Annotated in this window: 24 protein-coding genes; 15 read left to right on the plus strand and 9 right to left on the minus strand. The window is 60.6% G+C overall.

Features of this window, described 5'->3' with window-relative positions:
* Complete coding sequence (locus tag B9Z43_RS09900; RefSeq protein ID WP_108324979.1) at positions 1 to 1221, plus strand: HAMP domain-containing sensor histidine kinase; 1221 nt, start codon at positions 1 to 3, stop codon at positions 1219 to 1221.
* A 15-nt stretch (positions 1222 to 1236) separates the two neighbouring features.
* Here the strand turns inward: B9Z43_RS09900 and B9Z43_RS09905 are convergent, their stop codons facing one another.
* From B9Z43_RS09905 to B9Z43_RS09940, 8 genes are read right to left on the minus strand one after another with little or no spacing between them, the layout of a single operon-like run.
* A complete protein-coding gene (locus B9Z43_RS09905) occupies positions 1237 to 2229 on the minus strand; it encodes a glycosyltransferase (protein ID WP_108324981.1) in 993 nt (330 codons plus the stop codon).
* Between the two features lie 4 nt (positions 2230 to 2233).
* Complete coding sequence (locus B9Z43_RS09910) at positions 2234 to 3019, minus strand: glycosyltransferase family 2 protein (RefSeq protein ID WP_108324983.1); 786 nt, start codon at positions 3017 to 3019, stop codon at positions 2234 to 2236.
* The gene (locus B9Z43_RS09915; RefSeq protein WP_108324985.1) at positions 3009 to 3887 is read right to left on the minus strand and encodes a glycosyltransferase family 2 protein; all 879 of its coding nucleotides are present in this window, start codon (positions 3885 to 3887) and stop codon (positions 3009 to 3011) included. Before B9Z43_RS09915 ends, B9Z43_RS09910 begins: the two co-directional genes overlap by 11 nt.
* A 26-nt stretch (positions 3888 to 3913) precedes the next feature.
* Complete coding sequence (locus B9Z43_RS09920; protein WP_108324987.1) at positions 3914 to 4117, minus strand: zinc-finger domain-containing protein; 204 nt, start codon at positions 4115 to 4117, stop codon at positions 3914 to 3916.
* Positions 4118 to 4129: 12 nt separating this feature from the next.
* Positions 4130 to 5068: a branched-chain amino acid transaminase gene (locus B9Z43_RS09925; protein ID WP_108324989.1), complete on the minus strand. Its 939-nt coding sequence runs from the start codon at positions 5066 to 5068 to the stop codon at positions 4130 to 4132.
* Between the two features lie 45 nt (positions 5069 to 5113).
* The gene (locus B9Z43_RS09930) at positions 5114 to 5524 is read right to left on the minus strand and encodes a glycerate kinase (RefSeq protein ID WP_108324991.1); all 411 of its coding nucleotides are present in this window, start codon (positions 5522 to 5524) and stop codon (positions 5114 to 5116) included.
* Between the two features lie 31 nt (positions 5525 to 5555).
* Positions 5556 to 6941 carry a DNA repair protein RadA gene (gene radA / locus B9Z43_RS09935; protein ID WP_108324993.1) on the minus strand — a complete coding sequence of 462 codons (1386 nt, stop codon included), beginning with the start codon at positions 6939 to 6941 and terminating at the stop codon, positions 5556 to 5558.
* Positions 6942 to 6988: 47 nt separating this feature from the next.
* Positions 6989 to 8035 carry a nitronate monooxygenase family protein gene (locus B9Z43_RS09940; protein WP_108324995.1) on the minus strand — a complete coding sequence of 349 codons (1047 nt, stop codon included), beginning with the start codon at positions 8033 to 8035 and terminating at the stop codon, positions 6989 to 6991.
* An 83-nt stretch (positions 8036 to 8118) separates the two neighbouring features.
* Between B9Z43_RS09940 and hpaR the strand changes: the two genes are divergently transcribed.
* The 11 genes from hpaR (at position 8119) to B9Z43_RS09995 (ending at position 17853) form a co-directional block, all read left to right on the plus strand.
* Complete coding sequence (gene hpaR / locus B9Z43_RS09945; RefSeq protein ID WP_108324997.1) at positions 8119 to 8604, plus strand: homoprotocatechuate degradation operon regulator HpaR; 486 nt, start codon at positions 8119 to 8121, stop codon at positions 8602 to 8604.
* A 3-nt stretch (positions 8605 to 8607) separates the two neighbouring features.
* Positions 8608 to 9273 (plus strand): fumarylacetoacetate hydrolase family protein, encoded by a 666-nt coding sequence (locus tag B9Z43_RS09950; protein WP_233250076.1) that lies wholly within the window; start codon positions 8608 to 8610, stop codon positions 9271 to 9273.
* On the plus strand, positions 9270 to 10034 hold the full coding sequence (locus tag B9Z43_RS09955) for a fumarylacetoacetate hydrolase family protein (RefSeq protein WP_108325001.1): 765 nt from the start codon (positions 9270 to 9272) through the stop codon (positions 10032 to 10034). The genes B9Z43_RS09950 and B9Z43_RS09955 overlap by 4 nt, the downstream gene beginning before the upstream one ends.
* 168 nt (positions 10035 to 10202) lie before the next feature.
* Positions 10203 to 11672 carry a 5-carboxymethyl-2-hydroxymuconate semialdehyde dehydrogenase gene (gene hpaE, locus B9Z43_RS09960; RefSeq protein ID WP_108325003.1) on the plus strand — a complete coding sequence of 490 codons (1470 nt, stop codon included), beginning with the start codon at positions 10203 to 10205 and terminating at the stop codon, positions 11670 to 11672.
* A 2-nt stretch (positions 11673 to 11674) separates the two neighbouring features.
* Positions 11675 to 12601 carry a 3,4-dihydroxyphenylacetate 2,3-dioxygenase gene (gene hpaD / locus B9Z43_RS09965; protein ID WP_108325005.1) on the plus strand — a complete coding sequence of 309 codons (927 nt, stop codon included), beginning with the start codon at positions 11675 to 11677 and terminating at the stop codon, positions 12599 to 12601.
* Between the two features lie 223 nt (positions 12602 to 12824).
* Complete coding sequence (locus tag B9Z43_RS09970; protein ID WP_108325554.1) at positions 12825 to 13256, plus strand: 5-carboxymethyl-2-hydroxymuconate Delta-isomerase; 432 nt, start codon at positions 12825 to 12827, stop codon at positions 13254 to 13256.
* 3 nt (positions 13257 to 13259) lie between these two features.
* Positions 13260 to 14081 carry a 2-oxo-hept-4-ene-1,7-dioate hydratase gene (gene hpaH / locus B9Z43_RS09975; RefSeq protein ID WP_369910174.1) on the plus strand — a complete coding sequence of 274 codons (822 nt, stop codon included), beginning with the start codon at positions 13260 to 13262 and terminating at the stop codon, positions 14079 to 14081.
* A gap of 15 nt (positions 14082 to 14096) precedes the next feature.
* Positions 14097 to 14912: an aldolase/citrate lyase family protein gene (locus B9Z43_RS09980; RefSeq protein WP_108325007.1), complete on the plus strand. Its 816-nt coding sequence runs from the start codon at positions 14097 to 14099 to the stop codon at positions 14910 to 14912.
* Between the two features lie 244 nt (positions 14913 to 15156).
* Complete coding sequence (locus B9Z43_RS09985) at positions 15157 to 15945, plus strand: class II aldolase/adducin family protein (protein ID WP_108325009.1); 789 nt, start codon at positions 15157 to 15159, stop codon at positions 15943 to 15945.
* Positions 15942 to 16943: a 2-dehydropantoate 2-reductase gene (locus B9Z43_RS09990; RefSeq protein ID WP_108325558.1), complete on the plus strand. Its 1002-nt coding sequence runs from the start codon at positions 15942 to 15944 to the stop codon at positions 16941 to 16943. Before B9Z43_RS09985 ends, B9Z43_RS09990 begins: the two co-directional genes overlap by 4 nt.
* 4 nt (positions 16944 to 16947) lie before the next feature.
* Positions 16948 to 17853: a DMT family transporter gene (locus tag B9Z43_RS09995; RefSeq protein ID WP_108325560.1), complete on the plus strand. Its 906-nt coding sequence runs from the start codon at positions 16948 to 16950 to the stop codon at positions 17851 to 17853.
* 115 nt (positions 17854 to 17968) lie between these two features.
* Here the strand turns inward: B9Z43_RS09995 and rsmI are convergent, their stop codons facing one another.
* Positions 17969 to 18865 carry a 16S rRNA (cytidine(1402)-2'-O)-methyltransferase gene (gene rsmI, locus B9Z43_RS10000; RefSeq protein WP_108325011.1) on the minus strand — a complete coding sequence of 299 codons (897 nt, stop codon included), beginning with the start codon at positions 18863 to 18865 and terminating at the stop codon, positions 17969 to 17971.
* Between the two features lie 14 nt (positions 18866 to 18879).
* Here rsmI and B9Z43_RS10005 point away from each other — a divergent pair, with 14 nt between their 5' ends.
* The 3 genes from B9Z43_RS10005 to B9Z43_RS10015 all read left to right on the plus strand — a co-directional run bounded on the left by B9Z43_RS10005 (position 18880) and on the right by B9Z43_RS10015 (position 20557).
* Positions 18880 to 19269, plus strand: a complete 390-nt coding sequence (locus tag B9Z43_RS10005) for a YraN family protein (RefSeq protein WP_108325013.1) — start codon at positions 18880 to 18882, stop codon at positions 19267 to 19269.
* A gap of 76 nt (positions 19270 to 19345) precedes the next feature.
* Positions 19346 to 19930: an SIS domain-containing protein gene (locus tag B9Z43_RS10010; protein WP_108325016.1), complete on the plus strand. Its 585-nt coding sequence runs from the start codon at positions 19346 to 19348 to the stop codon at positions 19928 to 19930.
* A complete protein-coding gene (locus B9Z43_RS10015; protein ID WP_108325018.1) occupies positions 19931 to 20557 on the plus strand; it encodes a BON domain-containing protein in 627 nt (208 codons plus the stop codon).
* Positions 20558 to 20584 lie beyond the last annotated feature (27 nt).

Below are 20584 nucleotides of genomic sequence, written 5' to 3' on the forward strand. Positions count from 1 at the left end.
ATGTTCAAAGGGCTGTCCAGGCATTTGTACCTGCGCATATGGCTGGCCGTGGTGGCTGGCGTGGCCGTGTTGATGCTGGTGGTCGGGTGGTTTTGGCGAGCCAGCATGGAGCACAACACGCCGCCGCCCATGCCGCGCGACTGGATCATCATGACGCCTCAAGGCGAAGTGTTGGGGACTTCCGCCCCGAGACAGCGCCCGGGCATGCCTTTGGATTTTGCATTCACCCTGCCCGACGGACGCGAGGTGCAACTGCAAATCCAGCGCAAGTGGGAGGATGGTCGCCCCCCGCATCGTCTGCACCGTGAGCCACCTTGGTGGGCCACACCGCCGTATGGTTTTTTCTGGATGTTGGGCTTGATCGGGCTGGCCGTGGCCTTGGGTTTGTACCCGGTGGTGCGGCGCTTGACGCAGCGCCTGGAAGGTCTGCAACGTGGTGTGCAGCGCTGGGGCGAGGGCGATTTATCGGCCCGCGTGCCGGTGCAAGGCGACGATGAAGTGGCCGATTTGTCGCAACGCTTCAACCAGGCGGCTGGGCACATTGAGGGGCTGATGGCTTCGCAAAAGTCTTTGCTGGCCAACGCCTCGCATGAATTGCGTTCGCCGATGGCCCGCATCCGCATGGGTCTGGAGTTGATGGATGTGGCCAATGCCGACATGCGCCAGCGCACCCGCGCTGAAATCTTGCGCAACATGGCCGAGCTCGATCAGTTGATCGACGAGATTTTGCTGGCCAGCCGACTGGATGCCAAAGAAGCCGACATGGGCACCATCGAAGCGGTGGACTTGGTGGGCTTGTGCGCTGAAGAATGCGCCCGCGTAGGCGCTTTGCTGGATGTGCCGGGCGGCATGCATACGCTGGAAGTGCAGGGCGTGGCCAAACTGCTGCGCCGCATGGTGCGCAACCTGCTTGAAAACGCGCGCCGGTATGGCGCAACTGCTGCAGATGGCGAAGGCATTGTTTTGTCTTTGCGGTCAGAAAAAAAGCAAGTGCTTTTGACTGTGTGCGATAACGGGCCAGGTGTGCCTCCTGAATACCGTGAACGCATTTTTGAGCCCTTCTTCCGCTTGCCCGGCGCCAGTGAGCGCGTGGGTGGGGTGGGGCTGGGCTTATCGTTGGTCAAGTCGATTGTGGAGCGCCACCATGGCACTGTGCGCTGTGTGCACAAGCCGGAGCAGGGGGCTTGTTTTGAGGTCCGATGGTGTCGAGCGCCGCGTTGAAACTCGAGACGCTGCCTATCTGTGACTGTTCTTGAGCCAAGGTAATGGCGATGCGGGCTCGATCATACAGGGCTGTGTTTCATTCAGTGGGGCGCCACTCAGCAAGCTCGAGTAAACATGCAAATAACCTTGCGCCATTTTTTCGGCATTGAAATTTTCGCGTGCGTGGAGGTGACAAGTCTCACGGTCGAACAACTGTTCGGTCAGTGCTGCAGCCAAATCCGACTGATGGTTAGACAGAACACCGCAGGCTGCAGGAACCAGTTCTTGTAGCGCGCCATAGGGTGTCGCAAACACTGGGCAACCAAAATACAGACTTTCGATGACGGCCAAACCAAATGGCTCGTGCCATCGAACGGGAAAGACCAAGCCTTTGGATCGCCTCATCACGGAAAATTTAGTTTCTCCTCCAACCATGCCTTTGAACTGGATTTTTCTAGACCAGGTGAATCGAAATCCACGTTTTAAATTCAAGCGGTTACCACCCATGACCACCAAATTAGCCGGTGCTTGCAAACAAGTGTCAATCGCTCCTTGAACGTTTTTGACCCGCCATGCTGCTTTGCCGAGAAAGTGGAAATAATCATCGGGCTTGCTCAGCTCGACAGGCCCATAAGCGGACCAATCCAGTCCGTTGTGCACATGGCATCGGGCGTTGTGCCTTTGAGCATGATCGCGAGAAACAAAGACCGTGTTGGCGGGCAGGACCTCGCCCACCTGTGAGTTGCCGTGCTGAGTCATCAGCCAAGGACGATCCAGTGTCAGTTCAAGACCTGGGTTGAATTGGAAATGAACCACATCCACATCTACCGGGATTTGGCTTTGCCAGTCGAGTTCTTCCTGAATCTCGATGACTTGCCCGAATGGGCATTGAGAGCCTGATGGGACCAAATAGCTGACGCGGTGCCCCATTTTGACCAAGGCCAGGCCCAAATCCCAGATCACTCTCTCTGTTCCACTATAGGCGAAAACTGGAATCACCGCCCTGTTGATGAAAAGGATGTGCATGTATTTACCGTGTCACAATTTTTTCAAGAGTGTCTTTGTCGTAATGCAACATGGCATAACGGAAAAAGCATTCCAGGGCGATGAAGAAGCAAAAGAGAAAGCCTTCAGCACCGCATAGAAAACCACGCCGGAAAAAGTAAAGCTGGATGAAGTTTGCAAAAGCCGACGCGAAACCACGCAATACGCCGCCGCGCTTGCCTGCTTTAGCGCGTTTTGCAGCACCCAGCTGAGCGTATTGAGCCAATTTTTGCAAGCTGCCGTAAACCGTTTCACGCGAATAATGAAGCAATCGCCCTTTGCAAGTGATCACAGGTGTCGTTGGGTCTGCGAGTACAGCGTGTTCGTGAACCACCCCTTCGAAGCGGAGTAAATTGGCAGACTGGAAAAGTCGCATGACCCCGCCCGTAGACTTCATCCGAGTCAGCGACTTGCCGTAAGCGACTTGATTCCAAAGGATTTTCCATGCGGCCTTGCGCCCACTCGATACAGCAGCTTGAATTTCAGCCTGTAATTCCGGTGTGATGACCTCGTCCGCATCCAGAAAGAAGATGTAGTCACAAGTGGCGTATTGAAGCAGGCGGTTGCGTTGTTCGGCAAAACCTTGCCAGTCAGCATGGGTGTGCACTTGCGCACCGAGGGTCTGTGCCATGGCGACCGTGTTGTCTTTGCTGCCGCTGTCCACCACCACGATCTGGTCTGCGAATTTAGCGCTTTCTATGCATTGTGTGATGCGGCGTTCCTCATTCATGGTGAGGATGCCAATGCACAAGGTAGGGGCATTAGTTTTCATGGGGTTTCCAATCGATCACACCACGAAGTCGACCATACATTCGAGCAATCAGGCGGGGTGCCGGTAAAAGTATTCGCAGTGGCAGAGCCAAGCAAGTCTGGATGATCAGCTTTTTTCGTTGCGCAATGGCTTGCTCAAGCCGAATGTGTTTGGCCGTGAAGATGAGCTTGGATTGCGCGTGGTGATATCCGCGAATGAATTCGCTCTTCAAGGGGCTTTTCCCTTTGACGGAGCCCCTTGACCGATGCACCGCAGTGATCGCGGGGTCAATGATCATGGCGCGCTTGGCATTGAAAAGCCGCACGCACAGGTCATCGTCTTCGTAGTAGAGGAAAAACCGCTCGTCAAAGAATCCAATGTCATCGAAGGCTTGGATTCGAAAAAGCATAGCGGCTCCGCATACAAAACCCACGCAGGCAGGACCCTCTTGAATACCCGGCCCTTTCGAATCCCACAGCAGATGAGGCCAACGGTAGTTGATGTCCGGGCTCTTGTCTGCATGCAGCAGCTGTGGGGCAATGAGGGCGGCCTGGGGGTAAGTCTGGGCCGTTTGCATCAGTGCCCGTATGGCTGCGGGTGTGATCTCGCAGTCGGGGTTCAGCAGGAGCGCAAAGGGGGTTTTGATTTGTTTCAGCGCCCGGTTGTTGGCGGTTCCAAATCCCAGGTTTCGCTGTAGCTCAATCACCTGCGCGTTTGGCAGATGCCGTCTGGCAGCAGCAGCGCAACCATCATCACTGCCGTTGTCTGCAATGACGATGTGCGGGCATTCGGCCAAGGATCGGCCCAATTCTGCCAAGCAATGGGCGCTGTTGTACGTCACGACAATGATCGTGACGTCATCCAAGTCATGAACAGAGGTTTCAGCCATGCGGCGACTGCGAAAACGGAGCCAGCTCAGTGTCCGTGCCCCACAACCTCACCCGCCTTGAGTTTGTACTCGGTGCCGCAATAAGGGCACTTGGCTTGGCCGGTTTTGGCCACGTCCAGGTACACCTTGGGGTGGCTGTTCCACAGCTTCATGTCGGCTTTGGGGCTGGGGCAGAACACGCCGCCTTGGGGGTTCAGGTCAGCGGCCAGCAGTTCGATGGTGTTGCTCATGTTGTGGTGTCCTTAAACCAAAGTCAGCCAGTGGGCGTACTTGGGGTTGCGGCCGTTGACGATGTCAAAGAACGCGGATTGAATTTTCTCGGTGATCGGGCCGCGGCTGCCCGTGCCCAGTTCGATGCGGTCCAATTCGCGGATAGGCGTCACTTCGGCGGCTGTGCCAGTGAAGAAGGCTTCGTCGGCGATGTAGATCTCGTCGCGCGTGATGCGCTTTTGCACAATCTCCAGGCCCAGGTCCTTGGCGATGTGGAACACGGTGTTGCGGGTGATGCCGTTCAAGGCCCCGGCCGACAAATCGGGTGTATAAATCACGCCGTCTTTGACCACGAAGATGTTTTCGCCAGCACCTTCGGACACGAAGCCCGAGGTGTCGAGCAACAGGGCTTCGTCGTAGCCTTCGTCGGTCACTTCCATGTTGGCCAGGATCGAGTTGGTGTAGTTGCTCACCGCCTTGGCTTGCGTCATGGTGATGTTGACGTGGTGGCGGGTGTAGCTGGAGGTCTTCACGCGGATGCCGCGTTTCATGCCTTCTTCGCCCAAGTAGGCGCCCCAGGTCCAAGCTGCGACCATCAGGTGGATGGTGTTGCCCTTGGGGCTCACGCCCAGCTTTTTATCGCCAATCCAGGTGAGAGGGCGGATGTAGCCGCTTTCCAAATTGTTTTCACGGACCACATCGCGTTGTGCTTGGTTGACTTGGTCTTTGGTGAAAGGGATATTCATGCGCAAAATCTTGGCGCTGTTGAAGAGGCGGTCGGTGTGTTCTTGCAGGCGGAAGATGGCCGTGCCTTGCTCGGTTTTGTAAGCGCGCACGCCTTCAAAGGCGCCGCAACCGTAGTGCAGGGTGTGGCTCAGCACATGGATCTTGGCGTCGCGCCAATCGACCATTTGGCCGTCCATCCAGATTTTGCCGTCACGGTCTGACATAGAAGGAATTACGACGCTCATCAGGGTTCCTTAGAAGAGGGTTTGTTGGCTGTAAAAATACCCATTTTACGGGGTCATCGGTTCTGTATTTTCGGGGCGATGCAGTGACCATTCGGTCAATTTGCCTCCGATGAAAGTGCAAGTCACGCTGGATTGCCCCGTGTCTGTCCAAGTGAAAACCTCGGGCTGCTCGTCTTTGGGGCTTTGCAGACTGCCCAGTGAGCGTGTCATGGCGATGACATGCATCAGGCTGACGTCCTTTTTGAGCTTGGCGTTGAGCATCACGGCGCTGGCCACGTGGCCAATCGGTCGGTTGGCGGCTTTTTTCAGGATGGTGATCATCCGCGTGAAATGCAGCAAGATCCACATGACCACGCCGCCAGCGGCTAAAGCGACGCCCGCCCAACCAAATTGACGCCAAGCGCCCGCAGTGAAAACAATGATGGCCACAGGGGCCAGGATTTTGGTGAAATTCATGGAGGGGGATTGTGCCTTGCTCAAGAGGGGGTCAATCCAGCCCCCGCACCACCTGCATCGCTTCTTCGATCCGGTCCACCGGGTAAATGGTCAGGCCTTCAAACGACTTGTCATTCTTCTTGGGTGCATTGGCTTTGGGCACTACGGCCACTTTGAAGCCCAGCTTGGCGGCTTCTTTCAGGCGGTCCTGGCCACGTGGGGCAGGGCGCACTTCACCAGCCAAGCCCACCTCGCCAAAGGCGATGAAGCCTTTGGGCAGCGGCTTGCCGCGCAGGCTGCTGGTGATGGCCAGCATCACCGCCAGGTCGGCCGCGGGCTCGCGGATGTGCACACCGCCCACGGCGTTGACAAACACGTCCTGGTCCATGCAGGCCACGCCCGCATGTCGGTGCAGCACCGCCAGCAACATGGCCAAGCGGTCGCGTTCCAGGCCCACACTCAAGCGCCGTGGACTCGGGCCGCCTGAGTCCACCAGGGCCTGAATCTCCACCAACAGCGGGCGCGAGCCTTCGAGCGTGACCATCACGCAGCTGCCGGGCACCGGCTCGGTGTGCTGGCTCAAGAAGATGGCGCTGGGGTTGCTCACGCCCTTGAGGCCTTTTTCGGTCATGGCGAACACGCCAATCTCGTTCACCGCGCCAAAGCGGTTTTTGATGGCGCGGATCAGGCGAAAGTTCGAATGCGTGTCGCCTTCAAAGTAGAGCACCGTGTCCACCATGTGCTCCAGCACGCGGGGGCCAGCCAGTGCGCCTTCTTTGGTCACATGGCCGACCAGCACGATGGTGGTGCCGGTGGATTTGGCGGTGCGCGTCAGGTGCGCCGCGCATTCACGCACCTGCGCCACCGAGCCGGGCGCGGAAGTCAGTTGGTCTGAATACACCGTCTGGATCGAGTCGATGATGGCGATGTTGGGCTGGCGCGACTGCAAGGTGTGCAGGATTTTTTCAAGCTGGATCTCGGGCAACACCGGCACCAATGAATCCGGCAGGCCCAGGCGGCGCGAACGCATGGCCACTTGGGCGCCGCTTTCTTCGCCCGTCACATACAGCGTGTTCATGCCGCTGCGCTGCAAAGCGTCCACCGCCTGCAGCAGCAAGGTGGATTTGCCAATGCCCGGATCGCCACCGATCAGCACCACACCGCCTTCGACCATGCCGCCGCCCAGCACGCGGTCCAGCTCGTCGATGCCGGTGGGGTGGCGTTCGAAGTCGGCCGCTTCAATTTGCGACAGCGGCAACACCTCGGACGTGGGGGCCAGTGAGGCATGCACCGAACCAAAACGGTTTTTGCCCGCAGCCGGTTCTGCCGAGCCCTCGATCAGCGTGTTCCAAGCGTTGCAGCTGGGGCATTTTCCCATCCAGCGGGCGCTGGTGCCGCCGCATTCGGTGCAGGTGTAAATCGATTTGTCTTTGGCCATGTGCGGTGTTGGGTGCGAACGTCAGATGAGCTTTGTAGTGTGCCTGATCAAGCCCGCCAAGCGGCGATGAAGCGGTGTGTGATGTCTGCTGCGGGGCCCGTCTGCATGTGGGCTGTGTTCTGGCCCGCCCACAGGGGTGTGAAGTCGCTGCGGCCTTGGGCTTCGGCCGCTGCGCGAAGCGGTGCCATGGACGCCGTGGCCAGCGGGAAGTTGGGCGCCAGCGGACTCATGGCACCCAGTTCGCGCATGACGCGGTTGACGATGCCGCGTGCAGGCCGGCCGGTGAACACATTCGTCAAGGCCGTGTGCCGCGCCGCAGGCGACAGCAGCGCGGTGCGGTGCAAGGCACTGGTGTTGGCTTCGTCGCTGCACAAATAGGCGGTGCCAATTTGCACGCCCGCCGCTCCGAGCGCTTTGGCCGCTTGCACGCCCGCCGCGTCGGCGATGCCCCCGGCCGCGATGACGGGCACGCGCACGGCTCGAACGATTTGGGGCAGCAGGGCGAAGCTGCCCATTTGGGTGGACACATCGCTGCTGAGGAACATGCCCCGGTGGCCACCTGCTTCCAGCCCCTGGGCGATCACGGCATCGGCGCCGTGCGCTTGCAGCCAGAGGGCTTCATCGACCGTGGTGGCCGACGACAAGACGATGGTGCCCCAACTTTTGACGCGGGCCACCAGTTCAGGTGAGGGCAGGCCGAAGTGAAAGCTGACCACCGCAGGGCGAAAGGCTTCCAGCACATCGGCTGACGCGTGGTTGAACGGCACCCGGCCCGGGCCGCTGGCGATGTTTGCTGCGTCCAGACCCAGTTCCCGGTAAAAGGGCTGCAGCTGCTCGCGCCAAGCGCTTTCTTGGGCCGCATCGGGTGTGGGCTGCGCGTGGCAAAAGAAGTTGACGTTGTAAGGCTTGTCTGTGGCTTGGCTCAGCGCTTGCAATTGCGCCTGCAAGTCGCTGGCGCTGAGCATGGCGGCTGGCAATGAGCCCAGACCGCCCGCACGGCAAACGGCGGCGGCCAGCCGGTGGTTTTGCACCCCGGCCATGGGGGCCTGGATGATGGGGGCGGACAAGCCCAAGAGGTCAAGACATGAAGACATGCGCTGACTGTAATGGCTTTGGCGGGTGTCTCAGGGTTGTCCCGATGTTGTGGTGTGGAGAAATCATTTAACATGTTAAATAAATGACGAGCCGCACCCCATTTGTTCACCGCAATTTGCCCCGCCTGCTGCTGGAAGCACGCGAGGCGGTCATGGCGCACACGCGGCCCAGCCTGCGCCAGCATGGCTTGTCCGACCAGCAGTGGCGTGTGCTGCGGGTGCTGGGCGAGCATGCCGATGAGGTGGCAGGGGTGGAGACCGGTCGTGTGGCCCGCGAGGCGTATTTGCTGGGCCCGAGCCTGACCGGTGTGCTGGCCCGCATGGAGCGCGATGGCCTGATCGATCGGGCGCGTTGCCCGCAAGATGCCCGCCGCACCGTGGTGCGGGCCACGGCCGCAGGGCTGGCCAAAGTGCAAGCCCTGTCGGAAACCATCGAAGCGCACTACGCCTGGATGGAGCGTGAACTGGGCAAGACCAAATTGACAGCTTTGTACGAATTGCTCGACGGCGTGATCGCCCTGCAAGTGCCGCAGGACAGCGCCGACCAAGACATGAACGAGGAGGCATAAGACATGCAAATGACCCGGACTTCACAACGGCCCTGGCAACCCGAGGGCACGGTGTATGGCACCTTGCTCAACTTTCGCCGAGAGTGGGACATCCGAGCGCCGCGCATGAACGACGAGCCGCACAAGGCACCACCCCAAGCGCCTGTGCTGTATGTCAAGAGCGCCAACACCTTCAACCCGGCCGGGCACGACCTGCTGCTGGAAGACGGCATCAAGGAAGTCGATGTGGGCGGCACACTGGGGCTGGTCATCGGTGAAGGGGGTCAGGTGGCCGCCGGGGCCTTGCTGTGCGACTGGTCTGTGCCGCACATGAGTTACTACCGCCCGCCGATCAAATACCGCTGCCGTGACGGCTACCTGGCTTTGCCCTTGCAAACCACGGCCTGCCAGGCCTTGAGCGACTGGAACGATCTGGAAATCGAAGTGCGCCTGAACGATGCCGTGGTGCAGCGTGTGCGCTTGTCGTCCATGGTCCGCGATGCCGCCACACTGCTGGCCGATGTGAGCGAGTTCATGAGCTTGCAGCCTGGCGATGTGCTGATGGTGGGCACCGACTGCCTGCCCGATGGCACGCGCCCCAAAGCCCGACACGGTGACCGCGTCATGATTTCAGCGCCGGGCTTTGTCAGCCTGCAACAAACCGTTCGTCTGCAAGGAGGTGCCGCATGAAGCACGCACGCGTCGCTTGGTCGGGTGGCATCCACAAAGCCATCGAATCGGACGGTCAGCTGTGGCTGACCCAGGGGCCTCACGCCGGTCGGCGGGTGGGCTTTGACGAGGTCGTCTGGCTCCCGCCATTGGCGCCAGTGCCCCAGCCGCGCACCGTGATCGCGTTAGGCCTGAACTACGCCGACCACGCCAAGGAATTGGCCTTCAAGGCGCCGGAAGAACCGCTGGCTTTCATGAAAGGCGAGGCTTCGCTGGTCGGGCACAAGGCCATGACCTATCGCCCGGCCGAGGTGAAGTTCATGCACTACGAGTGCGAGCTGGCGGTGGTCATCGGCCGCACGGCCCGCCACGTGAAGAAGGCCGATGCCTACGACTTCGTGGCCGGTTACAGCGTGGCCAACGACTACGCCATACGCGACTACCTGGAAAACTGGTACCGCCCCAATCTGCGCGTGAAAAACCGCGACACCTGCACGCCGATTGGCCCTTGGTTGGTCGACGCGGCCGATGTCCCCAACCCCATGGCTCTGAAGTTGCAGACCACCGTCAACGGCCAGGTCACGCAAAGCGGCAGCACCGCCGACATGATTTTCGATGTGCCCACGCTGATCGAATACTTCAGCAGCTTCATGACGCTCAACCCCGGGGACTTGATCTTGACTGGCACGCCCGACGGCGTGGTCAACGTGAACCCCGGTGACGTGATCGTCACCGAGATTGAAAGCCTCGGCGCTTTGACCAACACCATCGTCAAAGCATGAGCTTGTTATGGCCTGTCATTGCGAGGCGCTTGCGACGCGGCAATCCAGCAGAGGCGTTGGTTCAGGCCATGGTGCGTGATCAAACTCAAGACTGGATTGCCACGCTTCGCTCGCAATGACCACTTTGACTCACTCGCATTGACAGCAAGCGCTCTCTGAAAGAACCCCATGAAAATCGACCACCTCATCAACGGCCAGTCCGTCGCAGGCCGCGACTACTTTGAAACCGTCAACCCGGCCACGCAAGAAGTGCTGGCCGAAGTCGCCTCCGGCGGCGAAGCGGAAGTCAACGCTGCCGTCGCCGCCGCCAAAGCCGCCTTCCCCAAGTGGGCGGGCACGCCCGCCACCGAGCGCGCCAAGATCATGCGCAAACTGGGCGATCTGATCACGAAACACGTCCCTGAGATTGCCGAGACCGAGACGAAAGACTGCGGCCAGACCATCAGCCAGACCGGCAAGCAGCTGGTGCCGCGCGCGGCGGATAACTTCCACTACTTTGCCGAAATGTGCACCCGTGTGGACGGCCACACCTACCCCACGCCCACGCACCTGAACTACACGCTGTTCCACCCGGTCGGCGTGTGCGCGCTGATCAGCCCGTGGAACGTGCCCTTCATGACCGCCACCTGGAAGGTCGCGCCGTGTCTGGCTTTTGGCAACACCGCCGTGCTCAAGATGAGCGAGTTGTCGCCATTGACCGCTGCACGTCTGGGCGAGCTGGCCCTTGAAGCAGGCGTGCCCGCCGGGGTTTTGAATCTGGTGCACGGCTACGGCAAAGAGGCGGGCGAACCATTGGTGTCGCACCGCGATGTGCGCGCCATCAGCTTCACCGGCTCCACCGTCACGGGCAACCGCATCGTGCAGAGCGCAGGCCTCAAAAAGTTCAGCATGGAGCTCGGCGGCAAGAGCCCGTTTGTGATCTTTGAAGACGCTGATTTAGATCGTGCACTCGATGCCGCCGTCTTCATGATCTTCAGCAACAACGGCGAGCGCTGCACCGCAGGCAGCCGCATCTTGGTGCAGCAAAGCATCTACGCCGACTTCGCTGCCAAGTTTGCCGAGCGCGCCAAACGCATCACCGTGGGCGACCCGCTGGATGAAAAAACCATTGTCGGCCCGATGATCAGTAAAGCCCACATGGCCAAGGTACGCAGCTACATCGAACTCGGACCCAAAGAGGGCGCAACGATGCTGTGCGGTGGCCTGGATCAACCCGGCTACGCCGCCGACTTGCCCGCGCATGTGAAAAACGGAAACTTCGTCTGGCCCACCGTGTTTGCCGACGTGGACAACCGCATGCGCATCGCGCAAGAAGAAATTTTTGGCCCCGTAGCTTGCCTGATCCCCTTCAAGGACGAGGCCGACGCCATTGAAAAAGCCAACGACATCGAATACGGTTTGAGCAGCTACGTCTGGACCGAGAACCTGGGCAAAGCGCACCGCGTGGCCGCTGCAGTCGAAGCCGGCATGTGCTTTGTGAACAGCCAAAACGTGCGCGACCTGCGCCAACCCTTTGGCGGCACCAAGGCCAGCGGCACCGGCCGTGAGGGCGGCACTTGGAGCTACGAAGTGTTTTGTGAGCCGAAAAACGTGGCGGTCTCGCTGGGCGGTCACCACATCCCGCATTGGGGAGTCTGACCATGGGCCAATTAGCGCTTGCCGCCAAAATCACCCACGTGCCCAGCATGTACCTGAGCGAGATTCCCGGTCCGCGCTTTGGCACACGCCAAAGCGCCATCGACGGCCACAAGGAAATCAGCCGCCGTTGCCGCGCTATGGGCGTGGACACGCTGGTGGTGTTTGACACGCACTGGCTGGTCAACGCCGGTTACCACATCAATTGCGGCCTGCACTTCAAGGGCGTTTACACCAGCAACGAACTGCCGCACTTCATCAGCAACATGACCTTCGAGTCACCTGGCAATCCGGCGCTGGGGCATTTGCTGGCACAAGTGGCCAACGACTACGGTGTGGAAACCCTGGCGCACGACGCCACCACCTTGCAGCCCGAATACGGCACGCTGGTGCCGCTGCGTTACATGAACGAAGACCAGCACTTCAAGGTGATCTCGGTCTCGGCCCTGTGCACCTCGCACTACCTCAATGACAGCGCCCGCCTGGGCTGGGCCATGCGCGAAGCGGTGGAAAAACATTACGACGGCAAGGTGGCTTTTTTGGCCAGCGGCAGCTTGAGCCACCGCTTTGCCCAAAACGGTTTGGCCCCTGAATTCGCCCACAAAATCTGGAGCCCCTTCCTCGAAAAACTCGACGAGCAGGTGCTGCGCATGTGGGACCAGCGCGAATGGAAAGCCTTTTGCGAGATGCTGCCCGAGTACGCCAGCAAAGGCCACGGGGAAGGCTTCATGCACGACACCGCCATGCTGATGGGCGCTTTGGGCTGGACGGACTACGACGGCGGTGTGGACATGGTGACACCCTACTTTGGCGCTTCGGGTACCGGACAGCTGAACGCCATTTTTGAGGTGACGCCGCAAACGGGTGAGCACATTCCGGCCGCGCAAGCCAGCAGTGCGCAGGGTTACACCGCTGTGAGCACGAGGCTGTGAGCATGCGCAACACGGATGTGTCTTTCGGTGATCCCGGTCTTGGATTTTTCTGTCATCCCGGACTTGATCCGGGATCCATCTCCGAACCACCATGGATCCTCGGGTCAAGCCCGAGGATGACAAACTAAAAAGCTTCAATGACACACTAAAAAGCTTGGATGACACACTAAAAATTTTGGATGAAAAACTGAAAAGTCTGGATGACAAAGTCAAAGGAAGCCCCATGCCCCATCTCGTGATCCTCTACACCGGTCAACTGGACGCCGAAGTCCAGATGACCACCCTGTGCCGCCAGATGGCCGACGCCATGCTCACCGTCAAAGACGAAGAGGACAAGCAGGTTTTCCCGACGGGCGGCACGCGTGTGCTGGCCTACCCCGCGCCGCATTACGCGGTGGCCGATGGCGGCGCTGCAGGGCGCGAGGCAGGCGGCACGGGTGACTACGCCTTTGTGTACCTGAACATGCGCATGGGCCGTGGCCGCAGCGAGGCCACGCAACAACGTGCAGGGCAGACGCTGCTGACAGTTGCCCAAGACTTTTTTGCCCCCGTGATGGCACAGCGCCACATCGGCATCACGCTGCAAATTGACGTGGGGCCTGAAGTGTTCGACGCCAAGCACAGCAACCTCCATCCGCTTTTCAACAAGGCTTGAACCATGTCCGTGTTCACCGACGACCAGATTCAACAGCTCGCACACGAGCTCAACCAATCTGAAAAAACCCGCGTGCAGATCGAGCACTTTTCCAAGCGCTACTCGGGCATGACGATCGAAGACGGCTACCGCATCAACCGCGCCTGGATGCAGATCAAGTTCGCCGAAGGGCGCACCATGATCGGCCACAAGATTGGCCTCACCAGCCGCGCCATGCAGGTCTCCAGCCAGATCGACGAGCCCGACTACGGCACGCTGCTGGACGACATGCTGTACACCTGCACGCCGGGCCAGGTGCTGGACATCCCATTCAAGAATTTCATCGCCCCGCGTGTCGAGGTCGAACTGGCCTTCATCCTCAAGAAAGAACTGCGCGGGCCCAACGTGACGGTGCGGCAAGTCTTGGAGGCCACCGAGTACGTGACTCCTGCGATCGAGATCATCGATTCGCGCATCGAGCAGTTCGACCGCCACACCAAGGTCATGCGCAAGGTCTACGACACCATCAGCGACAACGCGGCCAATGCAGGCATCGTGCTCGGGGCCAAGCGGGTGGAGCCACTGACCACCGACCTGCCTTGGTGCGGGGCGGTGCTGCGCCAAAACGGTGTGGTCGAAGAAACCGGCTTGGCAGCGGGCGTGCAAGGGCACCCCGCTGTGGGCATTGCCTGGTTGGCCAACAAGTTGGCCCCATGGGGCGAACACCTGCAAGCTGGAGAAATTGTTTTGGCTGGCTCTTTCACCAAGCCCGCGCCCGCCAAAGTGGGTGATGTGTTTGACGCGGACTATGGACCGCTGGGCAAGCTTGAATTTCGATTTGTTTAACCCCCAGGAACTGACATGCAAACACCCCACAACCTTTTCAAACAAGCCCTGAAAGACAAGCGCCCCCAGATCGGCCTGTGGATGGGGCTGGCCAGTGCCTACACTGCCGAAATCTGCGCCCTGGCCGGATTCGACTGGCTCGTCATCGACGGTGAACATGCCCCCAACGACCTGCGCAGCATCCAGGCGCAACTTCAAACGCTGGCCGCATACCCCGGCAGCCATGCGGTGTGCCGCGTGCCCGTGGGTGAGACGGCGCTCATCAAACAATACCTGGACCTCGGCGCGCAAAACATCCTGGTGCCCATGGTCGACACGGCCGAGCAGGCCGCGCAGCTGGTGCAAGCCATGCGTTACCCCCAGGACGATGGCCAAGGCGGCGTGCGCGGCATGGCCGGGGCTCGGGCTTCGCGCTGGGGCCACTACACCGACTACTTCAAGCGCGCCAACGAAGAAGTTTGCTTGCTGGTACAGGTTGAGTCGCGTGAGGCGCTGAAGAACCTCGACGCGATCGTCGCCACGCCCGGTGTGGACGGCGTGTTCATCGGCCCGGCCGACCTTTCGGCCAGCATGGGCCATGTGGGTAACGCGGCCCACCCCGATGTGCAGGCGGCGATTGCCGATGCGATTGCCCGCATCCTCAAGGCTGGCAAGGCGCCCGGCATCCTCACGCCCGACCGGCAATTGGCTGCGCAGTACCTGCAGCTGGGTGCGGTGTTCGTGGCCGTGGGCCTCGATACGCAAATCCTGATGCGCCAGACTGCCGATCTGGCGGCGCATTTCAAATCGGCCATTACCGCTGTGGCGCCCACCCGAGGTGCGACCTATTGATGGGGATCTGAGCCCAACAAACCTGAGCCGGATCAATCGCAACTGTTGGCCATGCCGGACTCGATCCGGCATCCAGTGCAGGCGCAGTGACACATGGACCCCGGATCAAGTCCGGGGTGACAAAGCCAAAGCACAAGTCCGGGGTGACAAAGCTAAAGCCACAGCAAAAGCAAAAGTACAAGTCCAGGGTGATGAAGGCAAAGCTCAAATTCTGGCGACGTTCAAAAACACAAGGAGATCCGACATGTTCCCCACACCCCAAGCGGTGGTGCCTTCACTGCAAGCGCAAGTACATCCCGACGAGTGGCAGGCACGTTTGCAGCTGGCCGCCTGCTACCGCGTGTTTGCCATGCTCGGCTGGACCGAGATGATCTACAACCACATCACCCTGCGCCTGCCCGACAGCGTGACCGGTGGCGAAAAGCATTTCCTCATCAACCCCTTTGGCTTGCATTACAGCGAGGTCACGGCCAGCAACCTGGTCAAGATCAACATGCAAGGCGAGGTGTTGGACGGCTCGCCCTACAAGGTGAACCCGGCGGGTTTCGTGGTGCATGCAACGCTGCACGGCGGCATCGAGAGTGCGCACTGCGTGATGCACACCCACACCACGGCAGGCGTGGCGGTCGCTTGCCTGCAAGGCGGCCTCTCGCAAAGCAATTTTTATTCGGCTCAACTGCACGACATGGTGGCCTACCATGACTTTGAGGGCATCACCATCCATGCTGACGAAGCGCCGCGTGTGCTGCAAAGCATTGGCAACAAGCCCGCCGTGATCTTGCGCAACCACGGCTTGCTCTCCTGGGGCCAGACCTTGCCGCAGACCTTTGCCGTTTTGTGGACGCTGCAACGCGCCTGCGAGATCCAGCTGGCCACGCAAAGCATGGGCCAACCGATCCCGGTGCCCGAATCGATTGCCGCCAAGTGCACACGCGATGCCTTGCAGTTCAACCCGAACCACGGTGCAGGGCAAGACGTTTTTGAAGCCTTGGTGCGCCAGATGGACCGCACGGACAGCGGGTGGCGCGCATGAGCGAGGTCCAGTTCAAGAAAGTGGCCATCGTCGGCGCAGGCGCCATTGGTGGCTGGATGGGTGTGCACTTGGCCCAAGCGGGTGCGCAGGTCAGCGTGCTGGCGCGTGTGGATACTTTGCAAGCCTTGCAAAAGAGCGGCTTGCAAATGCACCAAGGCGGTACGCTGCACAGCGTGCCCGTGAGCGCGTCCAACGACGCGGCCACCCTTGGGGTACAGGACTTGGTGGTCATCTCGGTCAAGGCCCCGGCATTGGCCTCGGTGGCCGCGCAGGTGGGGCCGCTGATCGGCCCCAACACCGTGGTGCTCACAGCCATGAACGGTGTGCCTTGGTGGTTTTTGCAGGGCTTTGGCGGGCCGGTCGCAGGCCGCTCGCTCAGCTCGGTGGACCCCGAGGGCGCGATAGCCCAAGCCTTGCCTGCCCAGCACATCATCGGCTGCGTGGTGCATGCGAGCTGCTCGGTCGATGCACCCGGCGTGATCCGCCACCACTTCGGCGATGGACTGATCGTGGGCGAACCTTCGGGCGAGAGCTCGCCTCGCGTGCAAGCCTTGCACGCCTTGCTGCAACAAGCGGGCTTCAACGCCACGCTGTCGCCGCAGATTCAAAAAGACATTTGGTACAAGCTCTGGGGCAACATGACCGTCAACCCGGTCAGCGCCATCACCGGGGCCACCACCGACCGCATCCTCGACGACGAGCTGGTGCGCGGCTTCATCTCGAACGTGATGCTGGAGGCCAAAGCCATTGGCGAGCGCATCGGCATCCCGATTGCGCAAGAGCCCGAAGACCGCCACGCGATGACCCGCAAGTTGGGGGCGTTCAAGACCTCCATGCTGCAAGATGTGCAAGCGGGCAAGCCGGTGGAGCTGGACGCCTTGGTCAGCGCGGTGCGCGAGCTGGGCCAGCTCACGCAGGTGGCCACGCCCTTCACCGATGCGCTTCTGGGTTTGAGTCGCCTGCATGCCAGTGGGCTGGGCTTGTACCCCGCACAATGAAACCATGACGACCGCACGCAAAGCCCTGACGGGCACCGCTTTTGCCACACTGCTCTTGATCGCCTTCATGATGGGGGCCAACCATGTGGCGGCCCGTTTGGCCTTCAACAACGGCGTGGATGTGGTCACCGCCGTCAGCGCGCGCAGCTTCGTCACGGCCTTGGTGGTGGGTTTTGTGCTCTGGCAACAAAAGGTGTCCTTGGCCACCACGCTGCGGCAAAAGAAATTTCTGTTGACCATCGGCGCCCTGATCGCGGTGCAAAGCGTGTGTCTGTATTCGTCGGTGGCCCGCTTGCCGGTGGCGCTGGCTTTGCTGGCCTTCAACACCTACCCGCTGACCACCGCTTTTTGGGCCCGTGTTTTGTATGGCCACAAGGCTGAGCGTGCTGTGCTCATGGCCATGCCCTTGATGCTGATGGGGCTGGCGCTGGCGCTCGATGTGTTCGGCGCCGCATCGGGTTTGGGGGCGGCAGCGCATTGGAGCCAGATCGGGGTGGGCATCGCTTTTGCCTTGGCGGCTTCGGCCACCTTTGGTTTGGCCATGGTGCTGATGGAGCACGAGGCGGGCGGCCTGGACGGTCGGCTGCGCACCTTCTCGACCATGGGCCTGGTCGCCATTTTTTCGATCACCGCCGCCATGTCGCAAGGCGGCTTTCACCTGCCCACAGCCCAGCCCGGCTGGTGGGGTTTGGGCATGTTGTGCTTCTTGTACGGCACGGCCTTCACCATCATGTTTATGGTTCTGCCCAAGCTGGGCGTGGTGGGCAACTCGGCCATCATGAATGTGGAGCCCGTGTTTGCACTGGTGCTGGCTTGGGCCTTGCTGGGTCAGTCGATCGCGCCCATGCAGCTGGTGGGCGCTTTGGTGGTGGTGTCCACCGTCATGTGGCTGGGCTTGCGCAAACGCTGAGCAGTGTTCATGGATCCCGGGTCAAGCCCGGGATGACAAGGTTGGATCGCCCGTGAGCGCGCAAGCTGTCACCCCGGACTGGATCCAGGGTCCGTGTGCGTGATCCCCAACCGGTTTATTTCTTCAACGCCAAAGCCTGCTCGTACAGCGCGTTCTTCGACTCACCCGTGATCTCGGCCGTCAGCTTGACGGCGGTTTTCAAAGGCAGTTCGGGCAGCAGCAATTGCAGCACCCGCAAGCCTTCGCCGCTGGTCTGGGTGACCGGTGCGTCGTGCACCACCAAGGCAAACTCACCGCGCTGGCGGTCCGGTTTTTCAGCCAACCAGGCCGCAAAGTCTTGCGCCACCACGGTCTCAATCTGCTCGAACTGCTTGGTCAGCTCCCGTCCCACGGTGATGCGCCGCTCGCCCAACACCGCCAGCGCCTGGGCCAGCGCCTCGATGCGGTGCGGGGCTTCGAGCAGCACCACAGCGCGGGTTTCTTGCGCCAAGGCTTGTACGGCGTGTTGGCGTTCTCCCGCTTTGCTGGGCAAAAAGCCGGTGAAGACAAAACCACCGTCCCCGGTCATGCCAGAGGCACTCAGCACCGTGATCACGCTGCTGGCGCCGGGCAGGGGCAAGACGCGGTAACCGGCCTGCCGCACAGCCGCCGCCAGGCGTGCGCCCGGGTCGCTGATGGCGGGGGTGCCCGCATCGCTCACATAGGCCACGCGTTCGCCCTGGGCCAGGCGCGCGATCACGGTTTGCGCGGCTTCGGCTTCGTTGTGTTGGTGCACCGCCAGCAATTGGGCGCCCGGGCGGTCAATGCCGTAGGCGCGCAACATCTGCTGGGTGTGGCGGGTGTCTTCGCAGGCGATGACGTCGACTTTTTGCAGCACGTGCAAAGCGCGCAGGCTGATGTCGGCCAGGTTGCCAATCGGGGTGGCCACGACATACAGTGTGCTGACCGGGTGGTTTTGCTGTCCGGCAGCGTCATTCGCGGCGGCAAGGGCTGGGGCGAACGATGCAGACAAGGGAGACGGAGTCAATGCAATTCCTCAAAAAAGACGGTAGCGGCAGCGCCACGACCAAGGCCCGGGGTGATGCGGGCGAAGACGAGGCGCTGGCCTATTTGCAAGAGCGCGGTTTGCGCTTGCTGCAGCGCAATTATCGGACGCCCGGGCGTGGCGGCGGCGAAATCGACCTGATCATGCAAACGCCCGACGGCACGGTGGTGTTTGTGGAGGTGCGAAAACGCAGCCGCAGCGACTTTGGCGGCGCAGCGGCCAGTGTGAGTTTCCAAAAGCAAAGGCGCATCGTGTTTGCGGCAAACCACTACCTGCTGCGTTGGCGGCGTTTGCCGCCGACCCGCTTTGATGTGGTCACGATTGAGGCACAAGGACCTCAGTGGTTGCCAGCAGCCTTTGATGCGGCTTGAAGGACGTACGGCAAGACACCAAAAATCATGGGAAATGCCCCGGTGAAGTGTGGAGGGGCGGTTATCATCCCCAGCCATGTTAGACCTGCGCATTCAACAGCATTTCATCGACAGTGCCGACCTGCACTACCAAGTGGCCGAGGCTTTGGCCAAGCCGGTGGATGCGGCCGTCCAGGCGGTGCTCGCTTGCGTGACCGGTGGTGGCAAAGTTTTGACGGCGGGCATGGGTGCCTCGTCGGCCATGGCCCAGTATCTGGCCTTGTTGTTGGTGGGGGGCTTTGAGCGCGGTCGGCCTGGCCTGGCCGCCCTGGCGCTGGCCTCGGACGGCCTGATGGCTTCGGCCTGGCCAGATGGTCGGGCTTTGGCGCTTCAGGTGCGTGCTTTGGGACAGACCGGTGATGTGCTGGTCTTGATCAGTGCCGACGGTGAGGAGCATGCTTTGGTCGAAGCCGTGCAAGCGGCCCATGAGCGTGAGATGACTGTGCTGGCCTTGACGGGCCACAACGGCGGTCTTTTGGGGCGCCAGCTGCGCGAGACCGATGTGCATGTCTGCGTGCCTCATGAGCGTGTGGCGCGAATTCGCGAAGTGCAGCACCTGGTGCTGCACTGTTTGTGTGATGGAATAGACACCCAGTTGTTGGGTGAACAGGAGCCTGTTTAAATGAAACGCAATCTTCAATCCTTGGTTTTGACGAGCACTTTGGCTGCATTGGCCCTGTCGGGTTTGTCGGCTTGTGCGCCCTTGCTTTTGGGTGGCGCAGTCATGACGGGGGTGGTGGCGACCGATCGCCGCACCACGGGCTCGCAAGTGGAAGATGAAGGCATCGAGATCAAAGTGGGCAGCGCCATCCGTCAAGAGCTGGGCGACAGCGTTCACCTGAACGTGACCAGCTACAACAAGCAGGCCTTGTTGACCGGTGAAGTGCGCACGCAAGCACTGAAAGAGCGTGCAGAGAAGCTGGCTCAAAGCCAGGAGAATGTGCGCACCGTGGTCAATGATTTGGCCGTGACCTTGCCTAGCAGCCTGAGCCAACGCTCCAAGGACACGGTCATCACCGGTCAGGTCAAGGCAGGCTTTCTGGACGCCAAAGACCTGCAGGTCAACGCCATCAAAGTGGTGACAGAGCGCGGCATCGTCTACCTGATGGGCCGCGTGACCCCTCGTGAAGCCAAACGTGCAACCGATATCGCCCGCAGCGTCGGCGGTGTGTCCAAGGTGGTGCGCGTGTTTGAAGAAATCTCTGAAGCTGAATTGCAGCGGCTGAGCCAACCGCCCATGTCCAAGTGAGATTGCTCAGCGCCAGATGAAAAAAGC

Source organism: Limnohabitans sp. MMS-10A-192 (assembly GCF_003063335.1).
Classification (GTDB): domain Bacteria; phylum Pseudomonadota; class Gammaproteobacteria; order Burkholderiales; family Burkholderiaceae_C; genus Limnohabitans_A.

Excerpts from the sequence above, each read along its gene's own strand:
- B9Z43_RS09900 (WP_108324979.1), top strand. The coding sequence starts at position 1 with ATGTTCAAAGGGCTGTCCAGGCATTTGTACCTGCGCATATGGCTGGCC.
- B9Z43_RS09905 (WP_108324981.1), bottom strand. The coding sequence starts at position 2,229 with ATGCACATCCTTTTCATCAACAGGGCGGTGATTCCAGTTTTCGCCTAT.
- B9Z43_RS09910 (WP_108324983.1), bottom strand. The coding sequence starts at position 3,019 with ATGAAAACTAATGCCCCTACCTTGTGCATTGGCATCCTCACCATGAAT.
- B9Z43_RS09915 (WP_108324985.1), bottom strand. The coding sequence starts at position 3,887 with ATGGCTGAAACCTCTGTTCATGACTTGGATGACGTCACGATCATTGTC.
- B9Z43_RS09920 (WP_108324987.1), bottom strand. The coding sequence starts at position 4,117 with ATGAGCAACACCATCGAACTGCTGGCCGCTGACCTGAACCCCCAAGGC.
- B9Z43_RS09925 (WP_108324989.1), bottom strand. The coding sequence starts at position 5,068 with ATGAGCGTCGTAATTCCTTCTATGTCAGACCGTGACGGCAAAATCTGG.
- B9Z43_RS09930 (WP_108324991.1), bottom strand. The coding sequence starts at position 5,524 with ATGAATTTCACCAAAATCCTGGCCCCTGTGGCCATCATTGTTTTCACT.
- radA (WP_108324993.1), bottom strand. The coding sequence starts at position 6,941 with ATGGCCAAAGACAAATCGATTTACACCTGCACCGAATGCGGCGGCACC.
- B9Z43_RS09940 (WP_108324995.1), bottom strand. The coding sequence starts at position 8,035 with ATGTCTTCATGTCTTGACCTCTTGGGCTTGTCCGCCCCCATCATCCAG.
- hpaR (WP_108324997.1), top strand. The coding sequence starts at position 8,119 with ATGACGAGCCGCACCCCATTTGTTCACCGCAATTTGCCCCGCCTGCTG.
- B9Z43_RS09950 (WP_233250076.1), top strand. The coding sequence starts at position 8,608 with ATGCAAATGACCCGGACTTCACAACGGCCCTGGCAACCCGAGGGCACG.
- B9Z43_RS09955 (WP_108325001.1), top strand. The coding sequence starts at position 9,270 with ATGAAGCACGCACGCGTCGCTTGGTCGGGTGGCATCCACAAAGCCATC.
- hpaE (WP_108325003.1), top strand. The coding sequence starts at position 10,203 with ATGAAAATCGACCACCTCATCAACGGCCAGTCCGTCGCAGGCCGCGAC.
- hpaD (WP_108325005.1), top strand. The coding sequence starts at position 11,675 with ATGGGCCAATTAGCGCTTGCCGCCAAAATCACCCACGTGCCCAGCATG.
- B9Z43_RS09970 (WP_108325554.1), top strand. The coding sequence starts at position 12,825 with ATGCCCCATCTCGTGATCCTCTACACCGGTCAACTGGACGCCGAAGTC.
- hpaH (WP_369910174.1), top strand. The coding sequence starts at position 13,260 with ATGTCCGTGTTCACCGACGACCAGATTCAACAGCTCGCACACGAGCTC.
- B9Z43_RS09980 (WP_108325007.1), top strand. The coding sequence starts at position 14,097 with ATGCAAACACCCCACAACCTTTTCAAACAAGCCCTGAAAGACAAGCGC.
- B9Z43_RS09985 (WP_108325009.1), top strand. The coding sequence starts at position 15,157 with ATGTTCCCCACACCCCAAGCGGTGGTGCCTTCACTGCAAGCGCAAGTA.
- B9Z43_RS09990 (WP_108325558.1), top strand. The coding sequence starts at position 15,942 with ATGAGCGAGGTCCAGTTCAAGAAAGTGGCCATCGTCGGCGCAGGCGCC.
- B9Z43_RS09995 (WP_108325560.1), top strand. The coding sequence starts at position 16,948 with ATGACGACCGCACGCAAAGCCCTGACGGGCACCGCTTTTGCCACACTG.
- B9Z43_RS10005 (WP_108325013.1), top strand. The coding sequence starts at position 18,880 with ATGCAATTCCTCAAAAAAGACGGTAGCGGCAGCGCCACGACCAAGGCC.
- B9Z43_RS10010 (WP_108325016.1), top strand. The coding sequence starts at position 19,346 with ATGTTAGACCTGCGCATTCAACAGCATTTCATCGACAGTGCCGACCTG.
- B9Z43_RS10015 (WP_108325018.1), top strand. The coding sequence starts at position 19,931 with ATGAAACGCAATCTTCAATCCTTGGTTTTGACGAGCACTTTGGCTGCA.